24 protein-coding genes and 1 tRNA gene are annotated in these 24164 nt (G+C 32.2%); 24 read left to right on the top strand and 1 reads right to left on the bottom strand.

All coding sequences use genetic code 11. The features are described from left to right. The first annotated feature begins 104 nt into the window (after positions 1-104). The 24 genes from RYL55_RS01685 to RYL55_RS01570 all read left to right on the top strand — a co-directional run bounded on the left by RYL55_RS01685 (position 105) and on the right by RYL55_RS01570 (position 23611). The gene (locus RYL55_RS01685) at positions 105-1400 is read left to right on the top strand and encodes a serine hydrolase (protein ID WP_315006728.1); all 1296 of its coding nucleotides are present in this window, start codon (positions 105-107) and stop codon (positions 1398-1400) included. A 66-nt stretch (positions 1401-1466) separates the two neighbouring features. Then, a tRNA-Arg gene (locus tag RYL55_RS01680) sits at positions 1467-1540 on the top strand. 226 nt (positions 1541-1766) lie between these two features. Then, positions 1767-2021, top strand: coding sequence for a hypothetical protein (locus RYL55_RS01675; RefSeq protein WP_315006726.1), 255 nt, complete (start codon positions 1767-1769; stop codon positions 2019-2021). Positions 2022-2196: 175 nt separating this feature from the next. Beyond that, the gene (locus RYL55_RS01670) at positions 2197-3942 is read left to right on the top strand and encodes a phosphotransferase (RefSeq protein WP_315006724.1); all 1746 of its coding nucleotides are present in this window, start codon (positions 2197-2199) and stop codon (positions 3940-3942) included. Positions 3943-3955: 13 nt separating this feature from the next. Beyond that, positions 3956-4690 carry a phosphocholine cytidylyltransferase family protein gene (locus RYL55_RS01665; protein WP_315006722.1) on the top strand — a complete coding sequence of 245 codons (735 nt, stop codon included), beginning with the start codon at positions 3956-3958 and terminating at the stop codon, positions 4688-4690. Between the two features lies 1 nt (position 4691). Next, entirely contained in the window at positions 4692-6209 is a 1518-nt protein-coding gene (locus RYL55_RS01660) for a BCCT family transporter (RefSeq protein ID WP_315006719.1), read from the top strand. 295 nt (positions 6210-6504) lie between these two features. Then, a complete protein-coding gene (locus RYL55_RS01655) occupies positions 6505-7368 on the top strand; it encodes a S1-like domain-containing RNA-binding protein (protein WP_315006717.1) in 864 nt (287 codons plus the stop codon). A gap of 33 nt (positions 7369-7401) precedes the next feature. Next, the gene (locus tag RYL55_RS01650; RefSeq protein ID WP_315006749.1) at positions 7402-7845 is read left to right on the top strand and encodes a Fur family transcriptional regulator; all 444 of its coding nucleotides are present in this window, start codon (positions 7402-7404) and stop codon (positions 7843-7845) included. Then, on the top strand, positions 7835-8728 hold the full coding sequence (gene xerD / locus RYL55_RS01645) for a site-specific tyrosine recombinase XerD (protein ID WP_315006715.1): 894 nt from the start codon (positions 7835-7837) through the stop codon (positions 8726-8728). Before RYL55_RS01650 ends, xerD begins: the two co-directional genes overlap by 11 nt. A 27-nt stretch (positions 8729-8755) precedes the next feature. Further along, on the top strand, positions 8756-9925 hold the full coding sequence (gene deoB, locus RYL55_RS01640; RefSeq protein WP_315006713.1) for a phosphopentomutase: 1170 nt from the start codon (positions 8756-8758) through the stop codon (positions 9923-9925). A gap of 84 nt (positions 9926-10009) precedes the next feature. Then, the gene (locus tag RYL55_RS01635; protein ID WP_315006711.1) at positions 10010-10825 is read left to right on the top strand and encodes a purine-nucleoside phosphorylase; all 816 of its coding nucleotides are present in this window, start codon (positions 10010-10012) and stop codon (positions 10823-10825) included. A gap of 20 nt (positions 10826-10845) precedes the next feature. Continuing rightward, positions 10846-11598 carry a segregation/condensation protein A gene (locus RYL55_RS01630; protein WP_315006709.1) on the top strand — a complete coding sequence of 251 codons (753 nt, stop codon included), beginning with the start codon at positions 10846-10848 and terminating at the stop codon, positions 11596-11598. Beyond that, positions 11591-12199 carry an SMC-Scp complex subunit ScpB gene (gene scpB / locus RYL55_RS01625; RefSeq protein WP_315006707.1) on the top strand — a complete coding sequence of 203 codons (609 nt, stop codon included), beginning with the start codon at positions 11591-11593 and terminating at the stop codon, positions 12197-12199. The genes RYL55_RS01630 and scpB overlap by 8 nt, the downstream gene beginning before the upstream one ends. A gap of 18 nt (positions 12200-12217) precedes the next feature. Continuing rightward, positions 12218-12943 (top strand): pseudouridine synthase, encoded by a 726-nt coding sequence (locus tag RYL55_RS01620; RefSeq protein WP_315006705.1) that lies wholly within the window; start codon positions 12218-12220, stop codon positions 12941-12943. Between the two features lie 251 nt (positions 12944-13194). After that, complete coding sequence (gene cptIN, locus RYL55_RS01615) at positions 13195-13662, top strand: type III toxin-antitoxin system CptIN family toxin (RefSeq protein ID WP_315006703.1); 468 nt, start codon at positions 13195-13197, stop codon at positions 13660-13662. Between the two features lie 96 nt (positions 13663-13758). Continuing rightward, positions 13759-14244 carry a tRNA (adenosine(37)-N6)-threonylcarbamoyltransferase complex ATPase subunit type 1 TsaE gene (tsaE, locus tag RYL55_RS01610; protein ID WP_315006701.1) on the top strand — a complete coding sequence of 162 codons (486 nt, stop codon included), beginning with the start codon at positions 13759-13761 and terminating at the stop codon, positions 14242-14244. Then, entirely contained in the window at positions 14228-14755 is a 528-nt protein-coding gene (locus RYL55_RS01605; protein ID WP_315006698.1) for a GNAT family protein, read from the top strand. The genes tsaE and RYL55_RS01605 overlap by 17 nt, the downstream gene beginning before the upstream one ends. Before the next feature lie 3 nt (positions 14756-14758). Continuing rightward, positions 14759-15460, top strand: coding sequence for a 5'-methylthioadenosine/adenosylhomocysteine nucleosidase (locus tag RYL55_RS01600; RefSeq protein ID WP_315006696.1), 702 nt, complete (start codon positions 14759-14761; stop codon positions 15458-15460). 18 nt (positions 15461-15478) lie between these two features. After that, positions 15479-16420, top strand: coding sequence for a Gfo/Idh/MocA family oxidoreductase (locus RYL55_RS01595; protein ID WP_315006694.1), 942 nt, complete (start codon positions 15479-15481; stop codon positions 16418-16420). Positions 16421-16458: 38 nt separating this feature from the next. After that, positions 16459-17361 carry a UDP-N-acetylmuramate dehydrogenase gene (gene murB, locus RYL55_RS01590; protein ID WP_315006692.1) on the top strand — a complete coding sequence of 301 codons (903 nt, stop codon included), beginning with the start codon at positions 16459-16461 and terminating at the stop codon, positions 17359-17361. A 12-nt stretch (positions 17362-17373) separates the two neighbouring features. Beyond that, positions 17374-17916, top strand: coding sequence for an ECF transporter S component (locus tag RYL55_RS01585; RefSeq protein ID WP_315006691.1), 543 nt, complete (start codon positions 17374-17376; stop codon positions 17914-17916). A gap of 555 nt (positions 17917-18471) precedes the next feature. Next, positions 18472-18648, top strand: a complete 177-nt coding sequence (locus RYL55_RS01580; RefSeq protein WP_315006689.1) for a hypothetical protein — start codon at positions 18472-18474, stop codon at positions 18646-18648. A gap of 347 nt (positions 18649-18995) precedes the next feature. Next, positions 18996-21920: an insulinase family protein gene (locus tag RYL55_RS01575; protein ID WP_315006687.1), complete on the top strand. Its 2925-nt coding sequence runs from the start codon at positions 18996-18998 to the stop codon at positions 21918-21920. A gap of 179 nt (positions 21921-22099) precedes the next feature. Further along, the gene (locus RYL55_RS01570; protein ID WP_315006685.1) at positions 22100-23611 is read left to right on the top strand and encodes a GH25 family lysozyme; all 1512 of its coding nucleotides are present in this window, start codon (positions 22100-22102) and stop codon (positions 23609-23611) included. Positions 23612-23650: 39 nt separating this feature from the next. Here RYL55_RS01570 and RYL55_RS01565 read toward each other — a convergent pair whose 3' ends face one another. Continuing rightward, complete coding sequence (locus RYL55_RS01565) at positions 23651-24082, bottom strand: BlaI/MecI/CopY family transcriptional regulator (RefSeq protein WP_315006683.1); 432 nt, start codon at positions 24080-24082, stop codon at positions 23651-23653. Positions 24083-24164: the final 82 nt, after the last annotated feature.

Genomic DNA, 24164 nt, shown 5'->3' with positions numbered 1-24164 from the left:
TGAAATGTGTTATAATTGTCTTAGAATATTAGAGAAAAGGTGAGAGATACTTGAGAAATTTTTCAAAATTTTTGGGAATTATATTTTTATTGTTTTTCATGGGAATGATGAAACCAATTGCTGCAGAAACTGTAGATATCGTTGAATTAACAAAAAACGCTGGTTATGAAGTGAACCCAGATGATAAACCAAAAGCATCTATTGTAGTAGATGCGTCTACCGGTAGAATTTTATGGCAAGATCATATTGATGAACAACGTGATCCTGCTAGTATCAGTAAAGTTATGACAGTGTATTTAGTGATGGAAGCAATTGCTAAAGGAGACTTATCTCTTACTCAGAAAGTAACCGCAACAAAAGAGGATCAAGCTATTTCAAATATTTATGCGATTAGTAATAATAAAATTGTAGAAGGGGTAGAATACCCAATTGAAGAATTAATCAAAATGACACTTGTACCTTCTTCAAATGCTGCAACACTCATGTTAGCGAATGCGATTACGAATGATTCTGCAAAATTTATTGAAATAATGAATGCAAAAGCCAAAGAATTAGGTATGAACCGCACAAAGTTTAATAATGCTTCAGGTGCTGTAGCGGAGTTATTCCAAGGTTATTATCAACCAGAAGGCTATGACGCTTCAAAGCCAAACCAAACAACTGCTCGAGATTTAGCGATATTAGCGATGGAATTAATGAATCGATATCCACAGGTTTTACAATATACCAATTCAGCTGTTGTTAAAACGATGGAAGGGACTCCATATGAAGAAAAATTTGATACATATAATTATTCACTTCCAGGTGCTAAATATGGAATGGAAGGAGTCAATGGACTAAAGACAGGATCAAGTGGTTATGGAGCATTTAACTATATTGCTACTTATGAAAAAGATAAGATGAAACTGGTGGAAGTAGTTCTTGGAGTCGGGAATTGGTCAAACCAAGATGGAGAATTTATTCGCCATACATTTGGAAATGCGATTTTGAACTATGTATTAGAACATTTTTCATATCAAACAATTTTACCAGCAGGAGAACATGATTTTGATGGTCATAAAATTACAACGAATCAATCTCTTGAGATGATTATTGAAAAAGGTAAAACGCCAGAATGGAAAGTAGAAAATAAAAAAATAAATCTCACTTTAAAAGGGGATTTCCTAAAAGAAAATCAAACATTGCCGAGTGTAGAGGTTGTCGCAGAAAGTGGTTTTGCTGATTTACCAAAAGAACCTGAGAAAAGACAGCAAACTCTTCAAGTGTATATAATTCAAAACGCTTTTGCTTTTGCGGTAATTATTGGTGGATCACTGTTATTATTATTAGTTTTAATCGGAGAACATCGAGCTAAAAAGAGAAGAAAAGAAAAAAGAATAAAACGGAAAAAATCTGATTAAAATATGATAAAAATATATCTGTACTACTAGACTTTGAATCTGTTTTATGACAGAATACATTCGAGGGGTGCTATAGCTCAGTAGGATAGAGCAAACGTTTCCTAAACGTTAGGTCGGGGGTTCAAATCCCTCTAGCATCGTTTTTATATGTTTTTATATATTTGTTTGTCTTTAAAAACATTGATTTAACAAAGTTTTTGTTTGTTCGAAAACAAGCGTGTTCCTAATTCACGGAACAATTGCAAAAGATATAGTGGAGGGATAATTTTAAAAAGGATTATTTGAATGGAATGATAAAACAGTCTGAATATGGAATGATGAAGTGACACTTTATGATTCACAAATCTAATGGTATAGGTGATAGCAATGTATGCAATGAATCGTCAATTAAAATCATTGAATTTGTTTATAGATATGTTAGAAAAAGGGCATCGAATTGAATTTGAAATTGGAGAACAAAAATATTTAAGTTATCGAAATGAAAATGCATTTCTGTTGAATAATATTAAGAAGAAAAAAGAATTTATTTTTGATTCCATTATTGAATTAATTGAATCAGAAGTAATCGGTATACCAATTTGCAAATGCTGGAAAAGAATTAAAGTGATTTCCATGTATTAAGTGCTATATATATTAAAAGTAAGTTTATAGATGACTTTTCAAAATAGCGAGGATTAGTAAGCTATTTTGAAAAGTTTTTTTGAATATTTAATAATTCTTAAAAAATTACTATTGATATTTAGAAATAGTAGGTGTAAACTGATTTTAGTTCATAAAAACATAAAGAGGTGATTACATGAACGTTCAAGAATTAGATATTCTGAACGCAATTCGAATGAATCCGATGATGAATCAACGAGAAATCGCACATCAATCAGGATATTCGTTAGGATTAGTCAATCGTGTAGTAAAAGAATTACAAGATAACAAATGGATAACAGCAAATGGAGAACTAAGTGAAATGGCTGTTAACTTTATTAAGGAGAATCAACCAAAGAGAGCAGTTATTTTGGCAGCAGGATTTGGAATGCGAATGGTTCCAATTAATACGGAAATTCCAAAAGGATTATTAGAAGTTAGAGGAGAAGTATTAATTGAGAGAATGATTCGTCATCTTCATGAAGTTGGGATTAGAGATATTCAAGTAGTAGTTGGCTTTATGAAGGAAAGATATGAATATTTAATTGATGAATTTAATGTTCAATTAGTTGTTAATTCTGAATATCAAGTGAAAAATAACTTACATTCATTAAGTAAGGTAAAAACTCCATTAGATAAAACGTATATTATTCCATGCGATATTTGGTCAGAAGAAAATCCATTTAGTGATTTTGAACCGTATTCGTGGTATATGGTTACTGACGAAATGTCTGTTGAAAGTACAGTTCGTGTGAATCGTAAACGAGAATTAGTCGTGGTAGATGAAGATGATGAAGGAAATCAAATGATTGGTCTTTGTTATTTAGCTGGAAATGAAGCGAAAATTGTTCAAGAAAAATTACAAGAAGTTTCTAAGAAGCCTTCCTATGACCATGAATTTTGGGAATGTATTTTACAAGAGAAAAATAAATGGATTATTCCTTCTAAAGTAGTAAATTCAAAACAACTGATTGAGATTAATACGTATGAACAATTGAGAGAAATTGATGGGAATTCTGCGAACTTACAAACAGATGCGATTTCAATTATTCAAGAATGTTTTACTGTTGATGTAGATGAAATTAAAAATATTACTGTTTTGAAAAAAGGAATGACGAATCGTTCATTCTTATTCGAGTGTCGAAATCAAAAATATATTATGCGAATTCCTGGTGAGGGAACAGATCATTTAATTAATCGAAAAGAAGAAGCCGCTGTTTATCAAGCTTTAGAGAATCGACAAATTTGTGATAATGTTTTATATATGAATCCGGATAATGGATATAAAATTACAGCTTATTTAGAAGATGCAACAAATTGTGATGCTGAAAATTGGAATGAAGTAGAAGCTTGTATAACAAAACTAAGAGAATTCCATGAATTAAACTTAACAGTAGGTCATCGTTTTGATATTTTTGGGCAAATTGATTTTTATGAAAGTTTATGGAATGGAGAAAAATCTTATTTTAAAGATTATGAAAAAACAAAAACAGCTATTTTTGAATTAAAGAAATGGATTGATACATTAGAGAAGAAAGAGACTCTTGTTCATATTGATGCCGTTCCAGATAACTTCTTGTTTACAAAAGATGGTATTCGAATTATTGACTGGGAATACGCGGGAATGCAAGATCCCCATGTTGATATTGCGATGTTTAGTATTTACTCTCTGTATTCAAAAGAACAAGTAGATCATTTAATTGATTTATACTTCAAAGGAGAAGTTTCTTCAATTATTCGTACGAAAATTTATGCGTATATTGCAAGTGCTGGATTATTATGGAGTAATTGGTGCGAATATAAACGAAGTTTAGGAATTGATTTTGGAGAATATTCATTATGTCAGTATCGTTATGCAAAAGAATATTCTAAATTAGTACTATCTTTATTAAAGGAACTGTGAAAAGAGGGAAAAGATGACAAATACAATTAAAAGGGCTATTTTAATGGCTGCCGGTCAAGGAACTAGAATGAGGCCTATTACAACTCATACGCCAAAACCTCTTGTAAAGGTCAATGGGATACGTATGATTGACACTGTGATTCAAGCGTTACATAAAAATGGGATTCATGAAATTTATGTAGTAGTTGGATATTTAAAAGAACAGTTTTATCCATTAGAACAAGAATATCCAGGATTAAAAATTATCGAGAATCCATATTATGACACGTGTAATAATATTTCGTCTCTGTATGTAGCAAGAGAATATTTAGAAGATGTCGTTATTTTAGATAGCGATCAATTAATTTATAATCCGGAAATTCTTCAGGCTGACTTTACTCACTCAGGTTATAACTGTGTGTGGACTGAAGGACATACCGATGAATGGTTAATGACAGTCAATGAACAGGGAAAAGTCATTCATTGTTCACGTACTGGTGGAGAAAAAGGATGGCAATTATATAGTATTTCTCGTTGGAATAAAGAAGATGGGCAACGTTTAGCACGTCATTTAGAACAAGAATTTGATGAGAAACAAAATCGTCAAATATATTGGGATGATGTAGCAATGTTTTGTTATCCAGAAGAATATGAATTAGGAATTTATCCAATGGAAAAAACAGATATTATTGAAATTGACAATTTAGAAGAATTATTAGAGCTAGATTCAAGTTATCAAGATAACTTGAAAGAAAGAGGGGAATTTTAAAATGCAAAAAAGATTACATCAAGAAATAGACTGGATATCGACCATTGTTCCATTATTAGGAGTATTATTATTAGGAGTATTATTTTTAGTAATTCCAGAACAATCTTCACTTATTTTAGGGGGGATTCGTACTTGGCTAGGAGATCAATTTAGTATTTATTATGCGCTTTTAGGAGTTGGTGTTTTTAGTTGTAGTATGTATGTCGCTTTTTCAAAATATGGTTCTATTGTTTTAGGTAAAGAAGAAAAACCTGAATATACATCTTTCCAATGGGGAGTGATGATTTTTACTTCTACAATGGCGGCAGATATTTTGTTCTATTCTCTATGTGAGTGGGCGTTATATGCCAATGAAGATTATGTCGCTCAATTAGGAGGCATTCAAAGATGGGCTCCTACATTCCCATTATTCCACTGGGGACCAATTGCTTGGGGATTTTATATTATGTTAGCTGCGGCATTTGGTTTTATGTTACATGTACGTAAAGTTGAAAAACAAAAATTCTCTGAAGCTTGTCGTCCTATTTTAAAAGATAAAGTAGACGGATGGATGGGGAAAGTTATTGACTTAATTGCCATTTTTGCCTTAATTGCGGGAACTGCAACAACATTCTCATTAGCAACTCCTTTATTATCAGCAGCAATGGGTCATGTTTTTGGATTTGAAAATTCAACTGGTGCAACGATTGTTATTTTATTAGTTATTGCTTTAGTTTACACTTCAACAGTATTATTAGGGATGGAAGCTGTCTCTAAATTAGCAACTTATTGTTCATATTTATTCTTTGCTTTACTAGCATATTTCTTATTTGCTGGTGGAGAAACGGTTTATATTTTAGAAACTGGTTTTAGCTCAATTGGGAACTTAGCTCAAAACTTTATTGGATTATCTACTTGGTTAGATCCATTACGTGAAACTTCATTCCCACAAAAATGGACAATTTATTATTGGGCTTATTGGATGGTTTGGTGTGTGGCAACTCCTTTCTTCATTGGAAGTATTAGTAAAGGACGTACGATTAAACAAACTATTTTAGGGGCTTATTCTTGGGGAATCGCTGGAACATTTACTTCATTTATCATTTTAGGAAACTATGGTTTAGCACAACAATTGAAACATGGTTTAGATGTTTCAAGTGGATTATTAGTGGATAATCCTGATTATGCTGGTATCATTTTGAAAATTTTTGATACGATGCCTTTAAGTCAATTAGGGTTGATTTTATTAGCTGTTACAATGGTTGCTTTTTATGCGACAACATTTGATGCATTGACTTTAGTCATTTCTGCTTATTCTTATAAGACATTAGAAGATACACATGATTCTGATAAACGTGTTCGTATGTTCTGGGCAGTAGTGTTTATTATTTTACCGATTGCATTAATTTTCTCAGAAAATTCAATGTATAATTTACAATCTGTTGCGATTATTGCAGCATTCCCAATTGGACTAATTATTGTTCTAATTGTGGCAAGTTTCTTGAAAGACTTGAAAGCTTATGAAAAAGAAGAGAAGTAATGATTTAGACTTTCTAGGGGAATAGTAGTATTAGGACGCCAGCAGCTTCGCTAAAGCGAATCTCATGGCTAAAATTCGAGCCTTTGGTCTCGAATTTGCCTGTAATATAAGCCGAAACCTCGGCTTATATTACCCATACTACTATTGGAAAGTCTATTCTTTTTTTTGCATTCTAAATTTGAAATCTTTAAGAAATTTTCTTTCCTATATTACTATGGGAATCTCTTTTTTTATTTTGGCTTTTATGAATTCTGTGTTAGAATAGGAATGCTAAATAAGTAAAGGAGGGAAAGCGATGACAAATGATTTATCCACTATTATTCAAGCTATTGTGACGGATGAAAATGATAAAGCGTATTTTGTTCAAAAACAAGGTGAAACGTATCGTGTTTCAAAAAATCCCGATGTAACATTATCCATTGGAGATGTCGTAACAGGCTTTGTATATGAAAATAGTGATCGTAAGAAAATCATGACCCTTGATATTCCAGAAGTAACCAATGAAACTTATGGATGGGCGACAGTTACACAAGTGAGAAAAGATTTAGGTGTATTTGTATCTATTGGATTACCGGATAAAGATATGGTCGTTTCATTAGATGAGTTACCAAATTTAAAAGAATTATGGCCGAAGAAAAATAATCGATTATATGTAACTTTAATTAAGGATAAGAAAAATCGTACATGGGCAACTATGGGCGATGGAACAGAATTAAAAGCAAAATCAATTCGAGCAAATCATACATCGAAAAATAAAGATGTATCTGCAACTGTAACGAATGTAAAATTAGTAGGGACATTCTTAATGACAGAAGAAGGATATCGATGCTTCTTACATCCAAGTGAACGATTATATGAACCAACCCTTGGTGAATTAGTTACTGTTCGTGTGATTGGAGTTCGTCCAGATGGTGTATTAAATGTATCTATGAGACCTAGAGCATATGAAGCAATTGGAGATGATGCAGAAATGATTTTAACAATGTTAAGAAATCGTCCAACACATACATTGCCATATTGGGATAAAACAGATCCAACGATTATTAAAGAAATTTTTGGAATTAGTAAGGGACAATTCAAACGTGCAATTGGTTCTTTATTAAAAGCGAAAAAAATTACACAATCAGAAGGATTTATTCAATTAATAGAAGAAAAATAAGCGTTAGAATGGGAGGATAGGACTGTGTTAACAATGGAAGGCATTAAAAAGAAATTGCAGGAAGAAGGGTTTAAATTAACGCCCCAAAGGCAAGCAACAGTTGCAATTTTATTAGAAAAAGAAGATGATCACCTTAGTGCTGAAGCTATTTACATGCTTGTTAAACGGAAATATCCTGATATTGGATTAGCAACGGTTTATCGTACTTTAGAAATTTTAACCGATTTAAATATTACTTATCGAGTTGTTTTCGATGATGGATTAGCTCGTTTTGACTTAAAACGAGATGGATCCAATCGTTTCCATCATCATCTACTATGTAATAAATGTGGGAATATCGAAGAAATTCATGAAAATTTATTAGGTGAAGTAGAGAAAGTAGTTGAAGAACGATTTCATTTCAAAGTAGAAGATCATCGTTTAACGTTCCATGGTATTTGTCAAAAATGTAGAGAAGGTGAAACTCATGCAACGTAATTTGGATTATTTTGTGGATTCATTGGCAATTCAAGGATTATCTCAAAATACGGTGATGAGTTATCAAAGAGATTTAATGAAATTTTACCAATTTTTGAAAGAACAGCAGATTCGAGATTGGAAAGAAGTAGATTATTCTCTAATTGTTTTATTTTTACAAGACTTAAAACAGGAAGGTTATGCGACAAGTTCTACCAGTAGGATGATTAGTTGTCTAAAAAAATTCTTTAAATTTTTACAACAGGAACAATTAGTGGAAACAAATCCAGTACAACCACTGAAAGTTCCTAAAAAGAGTAAGACGTTACCAAAAGCATTAACGGTTGATGAAGTGACACAAGTATTAAATTCCTGTGATACTTCCACAGTATTAGGATTAAGAGATAAGGCTATGTTAGAACTTCTTTATGCAACGGGAATGCGTGTCAGCGAGTTAATTACTTTAAAACTAAGTGACTTACATTTAGAATTGGGATTTCTTCAAACGATTGGTAAAGGAAATAAACAAAGAATTATTCCTATTGGACAAGCAGCCACTAATTGGGTTCAGCATTATTTAACTTATGCAAGAGTGGTGTTAGAGCAGGAATCAAATCCAGTAGAATATTTGTTTTTAAATCACCGTGGAAATGGATTTACTAGACAAGGATTTTGGAAAAATTTAAAGAAAATTGTTCAAGAAGCAGGCGTTCATAAAGAAGTAAGTCCCCATACATTGCGTCATTCCTTTGCAACGCATATTTTAGAAGCAGGAGCTGATTTGAGAATTGTACAAGAATTATTAGGACATAGCGATATTAGTACGACTCAAATTTATACGCACTTAACAAATGAACGTATGAAGGAAATTTATCAACAAGCGCACCCACGTGCGAAAAAATAAAATTTATACTAGAAAGAAGAATGTCAGATGAAATTTAAAAGAATTCACGTAATTGTAATGGACTCAGTAGGGATTGGAGAAGCACCGGATGCTGCTGCATTTAATGATGCAGGTTCTCATACATTAGGACATATTTCAGAACGAGTTGGTTTAAATGTTCCAAATATGCAAGCTTATGGATTAGGAAATATTGCTCCGTTAAAAACTGTACCTCCAGTTGAAAATCCAAAAGGAAGCTACACTAAATTAGAAGAAGTTTCTGTAGGGAAAGATACAATGACAGGACACTGGGAATTAATGGGATTAAATATTAAAACACCATTTAGAGTATTCCCTGATGGATTCCCTCAAGATTTATTAGACAAAATTACAGAGTTTTCAGGAAGAAACATCGTTTGTAATAAACCGTATAGTGGAACAGCTGTTATTGATGATTTTGGTAAACATCAAATGGAAACAGGCGATTTAATTGTTTATACAAGTGCTGACCCAGTATTACAAATTGCAGCTCATGAAGAAATTATTCCATTAGAAGAATTATATCGTATTTGTGAATATACAAGAGAAATTACAAAAGATGATCCATATATGATTGGTCGTATTATTGCTCGTCCATATGTAGGAACTCCTGGTAATTTCCAACGTACTTCAAACCGTCATGACTATGCATTAAGTCCATTTGGTCAAACAACATTAGATTTCTTAAAAGAAAAAGGATTTGATGTCATTGCGATTGGTAAAATTAATGATATTTTCAACGGTCAAGGAATTACTGAATTTGTTCGTACGAAAAACAATATGGATGGTGTTGATAAATTCGTAGATATCTTAAAAAAAGATTTCACTGGAATGAGCTTCTTAAACTTAGTAGACTTCGATGCTGCTTATGGACACCGTAGAGATACTGTTGGATATGGGAATGCATTAGAAGAATTCGATGCACGTATTCCAGAAATTTTAGAGCATATGCATGAGGATGACTTATTAATTATTACAGCTGACCATGGTAATGACCCAACATTCCCAGGAACTGACCATACTCGTGAGTATATTCCAGTGTTAGCAATTAGCAAATCTCTTCAACATCCAACACGTTTAACTCAAGGACATTTCTCAGATATTGCTGAAACAATTTCTGAAAACTTTGGCGTATCTTCAACTGGAAACGGACAAAGCTTCTTAAGTGAATTACAATAATATAATTGTGGAAATTCAATGAGTTCCAATGTTGGATTTCCACTTCTTTTTTAAATCATCTAACAAAAGAAAGGAAAGAGTAGCATGGCTTTATATGATCAATTATTAGAAACAAAACAATTTTTACAAAGTAATGGAGTTCAAAATATTGATTTTGGATTAATTTTAGGGTCTGGATTAGGAGAATTAGCAACAGAAGTTGAAAATCCAGTTATCTTCGATTATAAAGATATTCCAAACTTCCCAGTATCTACAGTAGTAGGTCACGCTGGTCGTTTAGTATACGGCGAATTATCAGGTAAAAAAGTTTTAATTATGGATGGACGTTTCCATTTTTATGAAGGATATCCAATGGAAACAGTTACGTTCCCAATTCGTTTAATGAAATTATTAGAAGTAGAAACAATGATTGTGACAAACTCTGCAGGAGGAAGTAATCCAACTTTTAAACCTGGTGACTTAATGTTAATTACAGATCATATTAATATTACGGGTACAAATCCATTAATTGGAGCAAATGATGACCGCTTTGGACCTCGTTTCCCTGATATGTCACATGCTTATCATATCTATGGACAAGAAGTTGTTCGTAAAGCAGCTAAAGAAGTAGGAGTGCAATTACAAGAAGGAGTTTATACAGGTTTATCTGGCCCAACTTATGAAACACCTGCTGAAGTTCGTATGGTACAAGTATTAGGTGGAGATGCAGTTGGTATGTCAACGGTTCCGGAAGTCATTATTGCAAACCATTCAGGAATTAAAGTGATTGGTATTTCTTGTATTACAAACTTAGCAGCAGGATTACAAGCAAACTTAAACCATGAGGAAGTTGTAGAAACAACTCAACGTGTAAAAGAATCATTCAAAGGTTTAGTTCGTAAAGTTATTGAAATTTATTAATTAGAATAGGAGTAGAGAATGTGGATGCGTTAACGCTACGAATTGGGGAATTTGAAGGCCCAATGGATTTGTTATTACATTTAATTAAAGAGATGAAAATTGATATTTATAACATTCCAATGGTGGAATTAACGCATCAATATTTATCCTATATTCATTCCATGCAAGAAATGGAATTAGAAGTAGCTAGCGAGTATTTATTAATGGCAGCAACTTTATTAGAAATTAAAGCAAGAATGCTTTTACCTAAACCAAAAGTGGAAATCGATGAAGTTGAGGTAGAAGAAGATCCTAGGGATGAGTTAGTTGAAAAATTAATGGAATATAAGCAATTCCAAGAAGGTGCTAAAAAATTGGAAGAACTTTCTTTTCAAAGAGGCATGCATTATGGAAAAGAAGCGAGTGATTTATCCGCTCTTCAAGAAATTATTCCATTACAAGAAGGTCAAGTAACGACACAAGATTTATGGAATGCGTTAAAGAAAATCGCAAGAAGAAATCTTGATAAAATGCCTCTACAAGCAAATATTCAACATGAAACACATACGGTAGAGGAAATGATGGATTCAATTTTAACAAAAATTCAAGAAAATCCTCAAAAAAGTATTCGATTTGATAAATGTTTTCCTTCGTTTCATCGTCATGCCATTGTAACAACATTTTTGGCGATGTTACAATTAGTAAGGGAGCATAAAATTCGTTTGGTACAACATGTTCCTTATGAAGATATTGTTTTAGAAACTTGCGATAAAGGTGGTGCATATAGTGAATAATTATTTAGCAGCAACTCAAGCTTTATTATTTGTAGCAGGAGATGATGGCTTAACACTAGAAGAAATTAGTTATGTCGTTGGTATTGATAAAACGGCAGTTCGTCAATTATTGGAAGAATTAATGGAACAATTAAAAGATGAAACAAGTGGTTTAGAATTGATTTTAACGGCTCAACGTTATAAATTTGTGACGAAAGCATCGTTAAAACCATATCTTGAAAAATATGCTGTTTCCCCGTTTTCTTCACAATTATCTAGTGCAGCTTTGGAAACATTGGCTATTATTGCTTATAAACAGCCTATTACAAGATTAGAAGTAGAAAGTATTCGTGGAGTTCAATGTAGTGGAGCCATTCAAAAATTATTGTTAAGAGATTTAATTGAAGAAGCAGGTCGAATGGATAGTCCAGGTCGTCCAAAATTATATCGTACAACGACTTATTTTATGGATTATTTTGGATTAGAAACATTGGATCAATTGCCAGATGTTGAATCATTACTAGAATTAAATCAAGAAGAAAGTAAGCAATTATTTAAAAATAATGAAGACTTGTTTGCAGAATTAGAACAAATGCATCAAGAGGAAGACAACATTTCGTAAGGGAAGAAGGGGTATCTATTGGAAAGATTACAAAAAGTTATGGCGCATGCTGGAATTGCATCTCGTAGAAAATGTGAAGCCTTTATTGAAGAAGGTCGTGTCAAAGTAAATGGTACAGTTGTGAGAGAATTAGGATATAAAGTATCTCAATCAGATAAAATTGAAGTAGATGGCATTCCGATTTATAAAGAAGAGCCTGTTTACTTTATGTTTTATAAACCAAAATCTGTATTATCAAGTGTAACAGATGATAGAGGACGTACGGTTATTAGTGATTATTTTAAAGATGTCCCTCAGCGTGTCTATCCAGTAGGAAGATTAGACTATGATACAACAGGATTAATTTTATTAACGAATGATGGAGAATTTGCGAATTTAATGACGCATCCAAAACATCATGTTGAAAAGAAATATATTGCTAAAGTAAAAGGTGTTCCAACACCACGCCATATGAGACAATTAGAAAGAGGTATTTGGATTGATGGCAAAAAGACTTCTAAAGCAGTAGCCAAAATTTTATCCGTTGATACTGAAAAAAATACAGGGATTGTTTCTTTAACGATTCACGAAGGTTGGAATCACCAAGTAAAGAAAATGTTTGAAGCGGTAGAATTACCCGTTCAAAAATTAAAACGTGAAGAATTCGGATTTTTAACATTAGAAAATTTAAGACCGGGAGATTATCGTGAACTCCGTGCATTTGAAGTTCAAAAATTAGTTCGTTTAGCAAAAAATGAGATTTAATTTTTAAAATCAATAGGTATTTTTATAGTAAAACTAGAAATGTTATGTTATAATCATTGCAAGAAATGTTAGCCGTTTCTCATTAGACGGGATATAAAATGATGAGATTAAATATAGCCACTTACCGATGGTGTGGGGTATAAATAATTCGGTTCGTTAATTTAGCCACTTACTATATTGGTGGGGTATAAGTAGTATAGTTTGTAAATCCCTCTGATCGTTTAGATAGAGGGATTTTTTTGGAGGTTTGTATGGAGATTAAACAAGGTTATTCTTATCATATAAAAGAGATATTCTTTACTGAAATGCAAAATTCTTCATTTATGAGTAATAAAGAGAATGGTCATTATAGACCACATTATTATGCGATTGAAGACCAAAATAATTGTGGTATTTTTTGGATGATTCCGATTAGTTCGAAAGCTGAAAAATATAAACAGATTATTAATGCAAAAATAGAAAAATATGGTAAGTGTAGTACTATTGTAATTGGAAAATTTGCAGGAAATGATAATGTTTTTTTAATACAAAATGCATTTCCGATTAAATCTATCTATTTAGACCATATTCATACAATTAAGGGATTACCAATTACAATACACAAAAAATTAGAAAAAGAACTTAGAAATAAATTAAGGGAAGTTCTTGCTTTAAAGAAAAGAGGAATAAATCTATTCTATACAGATGTGGATAAAATTTTAGAGGCTATCACAAAATAAAATTAATTTTAAAATAAAACATATTATTATGGTATAATGACAAGAGTAAACCTCTTGTCTTTTTTTGAGGAATTTTTCACTGAAGTGAGGAACAATATGACGATTACAATTCAAACGACATCACAAGAAGAAACAATGAAAATCGGGGAATTATTAGCAAAAGGTGCCTTTGCTAACAGTACAATCATTTTGTCTGGAGATTTAGGAGCTGGTAAAACGACTTTTACAAAAGGATTTGCTTTGGGATTAGACATTACACGTGTCATTAAAAGTCCAACTTATACTTTAATACGTGAGTATACAAAAGGTCGCTTGCCTTTATTTCATATGGATATGTATCGTATTGAAGAAAGTGGAGGCGCGAGTGAAATTGGTTTAGAGGAATATTTTCATCGTGAAGGTGTTGTAATGGTTGAATGGGCAAATTTTATCGAAGAAGAATTACCTATGAATCGATTAATTATTTCGATCGAACAAACTTCTCTCACTACTCGATCCATTACACTTGATGCTATAGGAGAAGAATATGAAAAATGGTTAAATCAATTCGAGAGTTGGTGGACAAATGAAAGAGAAAGTTGAATTAGAAATTGAAGTTGTATCAGTAGAAGATGCAGAAGCCTTAATTGAATATACAAAAAAAGTTGGAAAAGAAACGAATTTTTTAAGTTTTGGTGAAGAAGGATTAGAGTTAAGTATTCAACAAGAAGAGTTATATATTCAATCTGTTTTAGAAAGTGATAATCAAATGATGCTACTTGCTAAATTAGGACAAGAAATTATTGCAGTTGCCTCAATTGGTGGAAATTCTAAAGAAAAATTCCAACATGTGGGTGAATTAGGTATTAGTATTTTAAAGGAATATTGGGGTCAAGGGTTAGGAAGTGCCTTAATGGAAGAATTATTATCATGGGCAAAAGACTATTCACCTCTTGAAAAAATTAAATTAGCAGTTGTTCAAGAAAATGTTGCAGCGATTGCTTTATATAAAAAATTTGGATTTGAAGTAGTAGCGATTGAAGAAAAAGAAATGAAAGTAAATGGTCAATATTATGATGTTGTTCAAATGGCCTATTTTTTAGAGAAGGAGTAATATATGAAAGTCGGAATTATTGCAGCGATGGAAGAGGAAAAACGTCTTCTATCTGAAGAAATGACAATTGAACAGGAAGTAAAAATTGCAGGATGGACATTTTTAGAAGGAAGTTTAAATGGTGTATCAATTGTATTAGTGCAATCTGGTATTGGTAAAGTAATGTCGAGTGTGACAGCTGCTTTATTAATTCATCATTTTAAAGTGACACTTGTCATTAATACAGGTTCGGCGGGTGGCTTTGGAACAAAAATGAATATTGGAGATATTGTTGTTGCTACAGAATTAGCATACAGTGATGCAGATGTAACAGCTTTTCAATATGAATATGGACAAATGCCAGGGATGCCTGCACGTTTCCAAGCTCAAGTGATTGAAGATAACGTTATAAAAGCAATTCAATCTGAATTGAATTTATCGGTGTATAAAGGATTAGTCGTTTCAGCAGATAGTTTTATTCATCGTGAAGATCAACGATTATTAATTTTAAAACATTTCCCAGATGTTTTAGCAACTGAAATGGAAGGAGCTTCTATTGCACAAGCGTGTTATGCATTACAAACTCCAGTCATTGTTGTCAGAGCAATCTCAGATATGCCACAAAAAGGGACATCAGCAGTTGATTTTGATACATTTATTGTTGAAGCAGGTCGTAAATCAGCATTGATTGTTCATCAATTATTACATCATTTAAAAGAAGATTAAGGATTAGGGGGAGTTCTCGTGTTAAATATTGGAGTAGTTGGGATTGGTGCGATTGCACAAAAAGCCTATTTACCAGTAATGCGTTCAATTGGTAATGTGAAATGGTATATGTGTACTAGAAATGTAGAAGTTTTACAACGAGAATCAAAATTATTAGGGCGTTGTATTCCATGTAGTAGTGTAGAGGAGTTATTACAGTTTGATTTAGATGGGGTCATGATTCATGTTTCAACGGAGGCTCATGTTGAAGTTGCCAAGCAATTTTTAGAAAAAGGAATTCCAGTATATTTAGATAAACCGATTGCTCCTAGTTATGAAGAAACGCTTGAATTATATCGATTAGCCAAAGAAAATCAAACTTTTTTAACAGCAGGATTTAATCGGCGTTTTGCTCCCAAAGTAGTGGAATTAAAAAATGTCCTTCATAAGAAGAGAATTATTACTGAAAAGAATTGTACGATTCCAAGTTTTGATAATCGTACACGTATTTTTGATGTTTTTATTCATCCTTTAGATACAGCATTATTTTTAATGGATGCAAAACCAAACCGTGGATCATTCTATTATAAGAAAAATAACGGTGTTATTGAACAATGTACAATTTATTTAGAAAATGAAGAACAATCAGCCATTGTCATGATGAATACAGAATCTGGAGCGAATCTTGAAAGAATTGAAGTTCAAGCTGAAACGGGTACTTTTTCATTACAAAATTTAACAGACTTAACCATTTATCAAGGTGGAGAAGAAATTAAAGACCATTTTTCATCCTGGGATTCTACTTTATATAAGAGAGGATTTGAAAGTATTGTTCATTCCTTTATTATTACTGTTCAAACACAGGGTGATAATCCAGTTACTCCTATTTCTAGTTTATTAAGCCATTTTATTTGCGAGAGATTAGCACATGCAAAAGCATCTGAAGGCTTTTTATCATTTGACGTAGAAACTGATGAATAGTATCATTAAAAAGATATTGCATAATAGGAGAGAAAAAGATGAAAGATTGGTGGAAAGAGCAATTTCCAGAAGTAAAAGTATACTTCCATGAACCTTTAAAAAAATATACTTTTACGAAAACAGGTGGAGAAGCAGAATGTTTAATTTTTCCAAGAGATAAACATGAAACAGCAAAAATTATTACAGCACTGCAAGAAAAACAAATTCCTATTACAGTACTAGGAAATGCGAGTAATGTTATCGTTAGAGATGGTGGCATTAAAGGAGCGGTTATTTTATTAAATGAAATGACTGCTATGAAAGTAATGGGGAATAAAATTTTAGCAGAAGCTGGTGTATCTTTAATTGAAGTGACAAAATGCGCATTAGAACACTCGTTAACAGGATTAGAATTTGCATGTGGTATCCCAGGAAGTGTTGGTGGAGCCATGTATATGAATGCAGGTGCTTATGGCGGAGAAGTTTGCGAAGTTGTCGAATATGTCGATGTTGTGACTCGTACTGGTGAAATCAAACGTTTAACGAATGAAGAATTAAAGTTTTCATATCGCCATAGTGCTTTACAAGAAAGTGGAGATTTAGTGATTGATGTCTGCTTTAATCTAAGTTTAGGGCAAAAAGAAACGATTCAAGTTAAAATGGAAGAATTAACTCATTTACGTGAAAGTAAACAGCCATTAGAATTTCCTTCTTGTGGAAGTGTGTTTAAACGTCCAGAAGGTCATTTCACTGGGAAATTAATCCAAGATGCAGGACTTCAAGGATTCCAAATTGGTGGAGCTCAAGTGTCTAAAAAACATGCAGGCTTTATTGTAAACATTGACCATGCAACGGCTACGGATTATTTAGCAGTTATTCAACATGTTCAAGATGTGGTGTTTGAACAATTCCAAGTGGCGCTTGAACCAGAAGTAAAAATTATTGGTGAAGAGTCAAAATAGAGGAGAAAAATGATGAAAGAGAATAAATTCATAAAAACGGGTCTTCTTCATATCGTTTCATTAATTGTTTTAGTTCTTAGTTATCACTATGTAGGAATTGCATTGCCTTTTTTTGAAGGAGTGGAGATTAACTTCTTTTATATTTTACTAGCGATTGTGGCTGGTTTGGCAGGTTCGTTATTTGCTGCAGTTGTTGGTGTTTCAACGATTATCATTGATTTATTATTAGGAACGACAGAGCAGTGGATTGCAATTGCGATTTCTGTGGGATTACTTGGATATGTTTTTGGTTTGGGTATTCGTCGTAAGTCGTTTTTAGCGGGTACTTTTTCTCGTCATGATGCTTTGCGTTTTAATGTGATTCAAGTAGTTGCGAATGTGATTATTTTTGGTTTGATTTTACCGACGTTAGAGGTCTTTTTCTATCAAGCTTCTACGGCAGTTGTTTTTATTAATGGTTGGATTTTTAGTATGATTAATTCGATTCTGATTGCTATTTTTGCAACAGCTTTGTTTAAATTAATTGCGAACCGTGTGAAAGAAAATAACAAATAAAGAATACAAAAAATATTTCCTGATTTAGCTAGGACGCCAGCAGCTTCGCTTTGCGAATCTCATGGCTAAAATTTGAGCCTTGGTCTCAAATTTTCTACTGTAATAGAAATGCTGAAAAGCATTTCTATTACTAAAGCTAAAAAGGAAACTTTTTTGTATTCTTTATTTTTGACGTTTTTGAAATAAAGTTATACATATATTTGAATTTTATCTATGAGGTTACAAACGTCCATTTATGTTTTAATTACGAAAAATATATTATTAATTAACGTAAGAAAACGAAACAACATCAATAAAGAATTAAAAAATAATTTTTTTATAGCTGAGGTGATAGAATCGTTGAATAGCGATTCTATCACAAAGGAAAATTTGAGACCAAGGCTCAAATTTTAGCCATGAGACCGCAAGGGCTGCTGGCGTCCTAGCTATATGAAAAATTATTTTATATTTCTTTATTCTACGCTAAGAACTTTTCCTTCAACATCTTGTTAAAAACTTATCATGGTAGTAAAATAAGCGTATATATAGATAGATAAATAAAAGGGGGAAACTATCATGAGTCGTATGCAAAAAATTTGTTTAGCTGTTATTTGGAATCTTGGAACTTTTGCCGGTTGTGTGCTAAGTTCATTTGATTATCGTTTTATAATCTTTTTCCTAATTACATTAATCACTACACCTCTTGTTATTAAGTTGTTAGAAAAATTTATTCAAAAAAATTTTGTAAAATAACTTCAAAATAATTTAATTGTCTTACCACATCAACAATTGATTTCTATTTTTGTAAGATGCATAAGAACAAACGTCAGAAAACTAAATAACTAAAATAAAGAAATAAAAATAATTTTTTATAGCTGAAGTGATAGAATTGCTGGATAGCGATTCTATCACAAAGGAAAATTTGAGACCGAGGCTCAAATTTTAGCCATGAGACCGCAAGGGCTGCTGGCGTCCTAGCTATATCAAAAATTATTTTTTATTTCTTTATGTTACGTTTTAAGGATTTCCTCTTGCTTATTGATACAAATCGTGATTGAATAAAAGACAAGTAGATTTAATTTAGAAATGGAGGTCATTTCATGACAAAAGAATTTAATAGTTTTACACTCGTAGAACAAAAACCATTACCAGATATCCGTTGCGATTACTATTTATACAAACATGACAAAACAGGCGCTCAAGTCATGTACTTAAAAACAGACGATGATAACAAAGCATTCTCCATCGCATTCCGCACACCACCATATGATGACAACGGAATTGCGCACATTATCGAACACTCTGTATTAAACGGATCAAAAAAATACCCAACAAAAGAACCATTCGTAGAATTATTAAAAGGATCCCTACAAACATTTTTAAACGCATGGACATTCTCTGATAAAACTATGTATCCAGTAGCTTCAAGAAATCAAAAAGATTTCGAAAATTTAATGGACGTATATTTAGATGCAGTATTTTATCCAAATCTTTTATCAAACCCACAAATTTTAATGCAAGAAGGATGGCATTATCATTTAGAAAGTAAAGAAGATGAATTAACGTATAAAGGTGTTGTTTATAACGAAATGAAGGGAGCATTTTCTCAACCAGAATCAGAATTAAATCGTCTAGTTGAACCAACATTATTCCCTGATACATTTTATAAACATATTTCTGGAGGAATGCCAGCTTCAATTCCAACACTAACACAAGAAAAATTCATTGATTTCCATCAAACGTATTATCACCCAAGTAATGCTCGAGTAACTTTATATGGGAATTTAGATTTATCAAAAGCAATGGAACAATTATCAGAATACTTTGATGCTTTTGAAGCAAAGGAAGTTCCATTTGTAGGATACCAACAAGAACCATTTACAAGTGTTAAAGAACTAACAAGTACGTATTCTGTTTCTAAAGGAGACTCAACTGAGAATAAAACATTGTTAGAATATGCTTGGGCTACAGGAACGAGTACTAATGGAGAAGAAGGAATTGCTTTAAGTATTTTAGATGAATTGCTATTAGGTAGTAATACCGCACCATTGAAGAAAGCTTTATTAAAAGCGAATATTGGTAGTGATGTTATGGGTGGATATTCTGCTTATACGTATTCTCCAACATTTGAAGTTATTTTAAAAGATACAGATGCTGATAAAAAAGAACAATTTGTTCAAATTATTCAACAGGAATTACAACGTTTAGTGAAAGAAGGAATTTCTAGAAAAGCGATTCAAGCTGCTTTAAATAAAACAGCATTCCGTTATAAAGAATTAACAGCTTTGGAAGGTAGTACACCAAAAGGTGTTATGTATGGAATGAATGCTTTAACAAGTTGGTTATATGATGGAAGTCCATATGTATCATTTGAATACCAACAACATTTAGATGCTATTCAAGCTAAAGTTGAAGAAGGCTATTTTGAAAACATTATTCAAAAATACTTATTAGACAATACTCATGCTGCTATCATTACTTTAAAACCAGAACCAGGTTTATTAGAAGAAAAAGAAGCAGAATTAGCTAAAAAATTAGCAGAGTATAAAGCAAGTCTAAGTGAAGAAGAGTTAGATCAATTAGTGGAAACAACTCAAAAATTAATCGAAAGACAAGAATCTCCTGATAGACCAGAAGATTTAGCAAAAATTCCAACACTATCCATTGATGATATTCAAAAGAAAGCAACTCAATATCCATTAACAGTTGAAGAAGGAAAAGAGACACCGACTTTCTTACATTATGAAGACTTCACAGCAGGGATTTCATATGCGAAATATTTCTTCGATATGAAAGGGATTAAAACAGAAGAAATTCCAGTAGCTGCTTTTGTCACTGAATTATTAGGTGAAATTAGTACAAAACATTTTGCTGATGAAGATTTAAATACAGAGATGGATTTCTATACAGGTGGAATTTCAACAAATGCTTTTGTCATGACAGAAGATGTTGCGAAAAATGTGTATTATCCATTCTTTACAGTATCAGGAAAAGCTTTATCTCAATATTTACCAAAATTAATTGAATTAGTGGAAGAAATTGTCTTCCATTCAAACTTGGAAGATTATGATAAGATTAAAGAACTGTTATTAAATACAAAAGCAAATTTAGAAATGCATATGAATTATGCTTCGCATACCATTGCAGTACGTCGATTAGAATCTTACTATTCAGAAGGAGCAAAATATGCTCAGGCATTAGAAGGTATTGATTACTATGATTATATTTCTGATTTAGTGAAACATTATGATGAGAGAAAAGAAAGCTTTAGTCAACAATTGATTGCTGTACTTCGTCAAATCTTAAATATTCATGGAGTGACTGCTACATTTGTCGGAAGTAAAGAAGATTTTGAACAATTTAAAACTTTATCTCAATCATTCTTCCAACAGTTATCACACGAGGAAGTGACATCACAAAAATTCACAACTCCTGTTGAAGTATTGAATGAAGGATTTAAAACTGCTCAAGAAATTCAATATGTAGCAAAAGGTTACAATCAAACATTATTAGGAGTTCCATTTGAAGGGTCAAATGCATTCTTACAAACTGTTTTAGGGTTAGATTATTTATGGAATACTGTTCGTGTCAAAGGTGGAGCTTACGGTGGAATGAGTGTGATTGGTGGAAAAGGTGAAGTAGCTGCTGTGTCATACCGTGATCCAAACTTAGTAGAAACGCTAAAAACTTATGATGGACAAGTACAATATTTAGAAAATTACAATCCATCAAAAGAAGAATTTGAGAAAAATCTCATTGGAACATTTAGCAGTATTGATCGTCCATTATCGGCAAATCAAAAAGGAAATATTGCCTTCACTCGTTACTTTACTCATGTGACAAATGAACTTGTTCAAAAAACTCGTGATGAAGTTTTAAATGTAACACCTGAAAAAGTTCGTTCATTTGCTCCAACAATGAAAAAAGTTTTAGATCAAAATGCCTTTGTAGTAGTGGGTAATGATGTGAAAATTGAACAAAATAAAGAAATTTTCAAAACAATTCGTTCGTTATTCAATGACTAATTGTTTTAGTTAAACTCATTTATCGTTAAAAGAGGAATTTTCTATTTAGTAGAAGTTCCTCTTTTATGTTGCATTTTTTATAACGTTATAGTGTAGAATTTAGGATTTTGTTTGAGTTTTTATACGTTTAATTATACAATGGCAAAGTGAGAGTTTAAGAAAAAGGAGATTTACAGTAAATGAAATTAAGAAATATCGCATTATCATTATCTGCGTTAGTATTATTCACTTTACCAACGGTAGGTGCTCAAGAAGAAAAGTCTGCGCAAGGTAAAGGATGGCAAACGATTAATGGACAACAATATTTTATAAAAGAAGATGGATCAAAAGCAACTTCTTCATGGATTGATCGTTCTTATGTAGATAAAGACGGTAAAAAAGTTGTTGGTTCTTTCATTTATGATGAAACTTATAAGTCTTATTTTTATTTGAAAGCAGATGGAAATTATGCTGAAAATCAATGGTTAGAAATTGGTGGCAAATGGTACTATTTTAAAGAATGGGGCTATATGGCTAAGAGCGAATGGAAAGGCAATTACTATTTAAATCCAAGTGGTGCTATGGCTAAAAAAGAATGGATTTTCGATAATAAATATAATTCTTATTTCTATTTGAAAGCAGATGGCAAATATGCTGATAAAGAATGGATTCAAGATGGAAATAAATGGTATTACCTACTATCAGGCGGTTATTTAGCAACTCGTCAATGGGTCAGTGATTATTTTGTCAACGGTGAAGGAGCTATGATGACAAAAGAATGGTTATTTGATCCACAATATAATGCGATGTTCTATTTAAATGCAGATGGAAAATATGCTCGCAGTCAATGGGCTCAAATTGATGGAAAATGGTATTACTTCAAAGCGAATGGTGCTAGAGCAGAAAAAGAATGGGCAGGTAATTATTATTTAGGTGAATCCGGAGTAATGGCAACAGGAGTTGTAACAGTGGGAGATACGAAATATACTTTCTCAGATACTGGTGAAATTCAAAAGCAAGAGCGATTAGAATGGGGTTGGGTACAAAAAAATGGCCAACGTTATTTCTTAAATCGCCGTCAAGAACAAGTGGGCGGAAGTGATGCGAAGAAAGTTATCGATGTCAGTGAACATAATGGAAAAATCCAAAACTGGAGTAGTGTTATTCGTGAAAATGGCATTGATGGAGTAATTGTTCGCCTAGGTTATTATGCATATGATGAAGATAAACAATTAGCATATAATATTAAAGAATTAAACCGTCTAGGAATTCCTTATGGAGTATATTTATATACGTATGCAGAAAATGAAACAGACGCAGAATTAGAAGCAAAACATACGATTAAATTAATGGAAAAATACCATATTCAACCAAGTTATCCAATTTATTATGATGTTGAAAATTGGGAATATGTTAATAAAGCAAAAGCAGCTCCAAAAGATACAGCAACTTGGGTGAAAATTGTGAATAAATACATGGATACAATGCATAAAGCGGGATATTCTAATGTAAGAATTTATAGTTATAGACATTTATTACAAACACGTTTAAATCATCCAGATATTTTAAAATATGTGGACTGGGTTGCTGCATATACAGATGCATTAGATTGGAATAATCCATATTATTCAGGTTCTAAAGGTTGGCAATATACTTCAAGCGAATACTTAAAAGGGATTAGTGGTCGAGTAGACGTCAGTGTTTGGTATTAAAAAGGAAAGCCTAACTACCGTAAATGGTGGTTAGGCTTTTTAGTGATGACAACAACGACATTGACCTGGTATACAATTACAAGCTAGACGCTCAGGAGCATTTAATTCTTTTTCTTGTAATAATTTCTGTAATTGATGAGTGTCCTGTTTTGTTAATTGAGCTTTTTGAATGAGCAATAATAATAATTCTCCTTGTTTTTTTTGACAAACATGACTTAATAACTCACTGCATTCTAAATCTAATAATTCTTCTTCTGTTAAAGTTGCGACATATTGATAAGGTCGTTTTGAAGTTGGTATAATAAATTCCTTTTTCAACAGTCGATTGATAAGAGTTTTAATCGTAGCAGCTTGCCAGTTGAAATTTGTAGATAATGCTTCAATGATAAAAGTACTCGTGCATTTTGGGTTTGCCCAAATTACTCGAAGAACTTGTCTTTCTGATGCGCTAATTGTATGAGAAAGTGTCATTTTTCTTCTCCTTTCTTTGATATTAATAAGTGTAAATCTGAAAAATCTCTTTGTCAATATATTGATAGAAACTAAACTATAT

Origin of the sequence: uncultured Granulicatella sp. (assembly GCF_963515615.1) — a bacterium.
Lineage (GTDB): Bacteria > Bacillota > Bacilli > Lactobacillales > Aerococcaceae > Granulicatella.
The sequence above is the reverse complement of the archived record's forward strand: the minus strand, read 5'-3'. Positions and strand labels throughout refer to the sequence as shown.

Bases quoted from the DNA above. Each gene is read 5' to 3' on its own strand.
- RYL55_RS01685 (WP_315006728.1), top strand. From the start codon at position 105: ATGATGAAACCAATTGCTGCAGAAACTGTAGATATCGTTGAATTAACA.
- RYL55_RS01675 (WP_315006726.1), top strand. From the start codon at position 1,767: ATGTATGCAATGAATCGTCAATTAAAATCATTGAATTTGTTTATAGAT.
- RYL55_RS01670 (WP_315006724.1), top strand. From the start codon at position 2,197: ATGAACGTTCAAGAATTAGATATTCTGAACGCAATTCGAATGAATCCG.
- RYL55_RS01665 (WP_315006722.1), top strand. From the start codon at position 3,956: ATGACAAATACAATTAAAAGGGCTATTTTAATGGCTGCCGGTCAAGGA.
- RYL55_RS01660 (WP_315006719.1), top strand. From the start codon at position 4,692: ATGCAAAAAAGATTACATCAAGAAATAGACTGGATATCGACCATTGTT.
- RYL55_RS01655 (WP_315006717.1), top strand. From the start codon at position 6,505: ATGACAAATGATTTATCCACTATTATTCAAGCTATTGTGACGGATGAA.
- RYL55_RS01650 (WP_315006749.1), top strand. From the start codon at position 7,402: ATGGAAGGCATTAAAAAGAAATTGCAGGAAGAAGGGTTTAAATTAACG.
- xerD (WP_315006715.1), top strand. From the start codon at position 7,835: ATGCAACGTAATTTGGATTATTTTGTGGATTCATTGGCAATTCAAGGA.
- deoB (WP_315006713.1), top strand. From the start codon at position 8,756: ATGAAATTTAAAAGAATTCACGTAATTGTAATGGACTCAGTAGGGATT.
- RYL55_RS01635 (WP_315006711.1), top strand. From the start codon at position 10,010: ATGGCTTTATATGATCAATTATTAGAAACAAAACAATTTTTACAAAGT.
- cptIN (WP_315006703.1), top strand. From the start codon at position 13,195: ATGGAGATTAAACAAGGTTATTCTTATCATATAAAAGAGATATTCTTT.
- tsaE (WP_315006701.1), top strand. From the start codon at position 13,759: ATGACGATTACAATTCAAACGACATCACAAGAAGAAACAATGAAAATC.
- RYL55_RS01605 (WP_315006698.1), top strand. From the start codon at position 14,228: ATGAAAGAGAAAGTTGAATTAGAAATTGAAGTTGTATCAGTAGAAGAT.
- RYL55_RS01600 (WP_315006696.1), top strand. From the start codon at position 14,759: ATGAAAGTCGGAATTATTGCAGCGATGGAAGAGGAAAAACGTCTTCTA.
- murB (WP_315006692.1), top strand. From the start codon at position 16,459: ATGAAAGATTGGTGGAAAGAGCAATTTCCAGAAGTAAAAGTATACTTC.
- RYL55_RS01585 (WP_315006691.1), top strand. From the start codon at position 17,374: ATGAAAGAGAATAAATTCATAAAAACGGGTCTTCTTCATATCGTTTCA.
- RYL55_RS01580 (WP_315006689.1), top strand. From the start codon at position 18,472: ATGAGTCGTATGCAAAAAATTTGTTTAGCTGTTATTTGGAATCTTGGA.
- RYL55_RS01575 (WP_315006687.1), top strand. From the start codon at position 18,996: ATGACAAAAGAATTTAATAGTTTTACACTCGTAGAACAAAAACCATTA.
- RYL55_RS01570 (WP_315006685.1), top strand. From the start codon at position 22,100: ATGAAATTAAGAAATATCGCATTATCATTATCTGCGTTAGTATTATTC.
- RYL55_RS01565 (WP_315006683.1), bottom strand. From the start codon at position 24,082: ATGACACTTTCTCATACAATTAGCGCATCAGAAAGACAAGTTCTTCGA.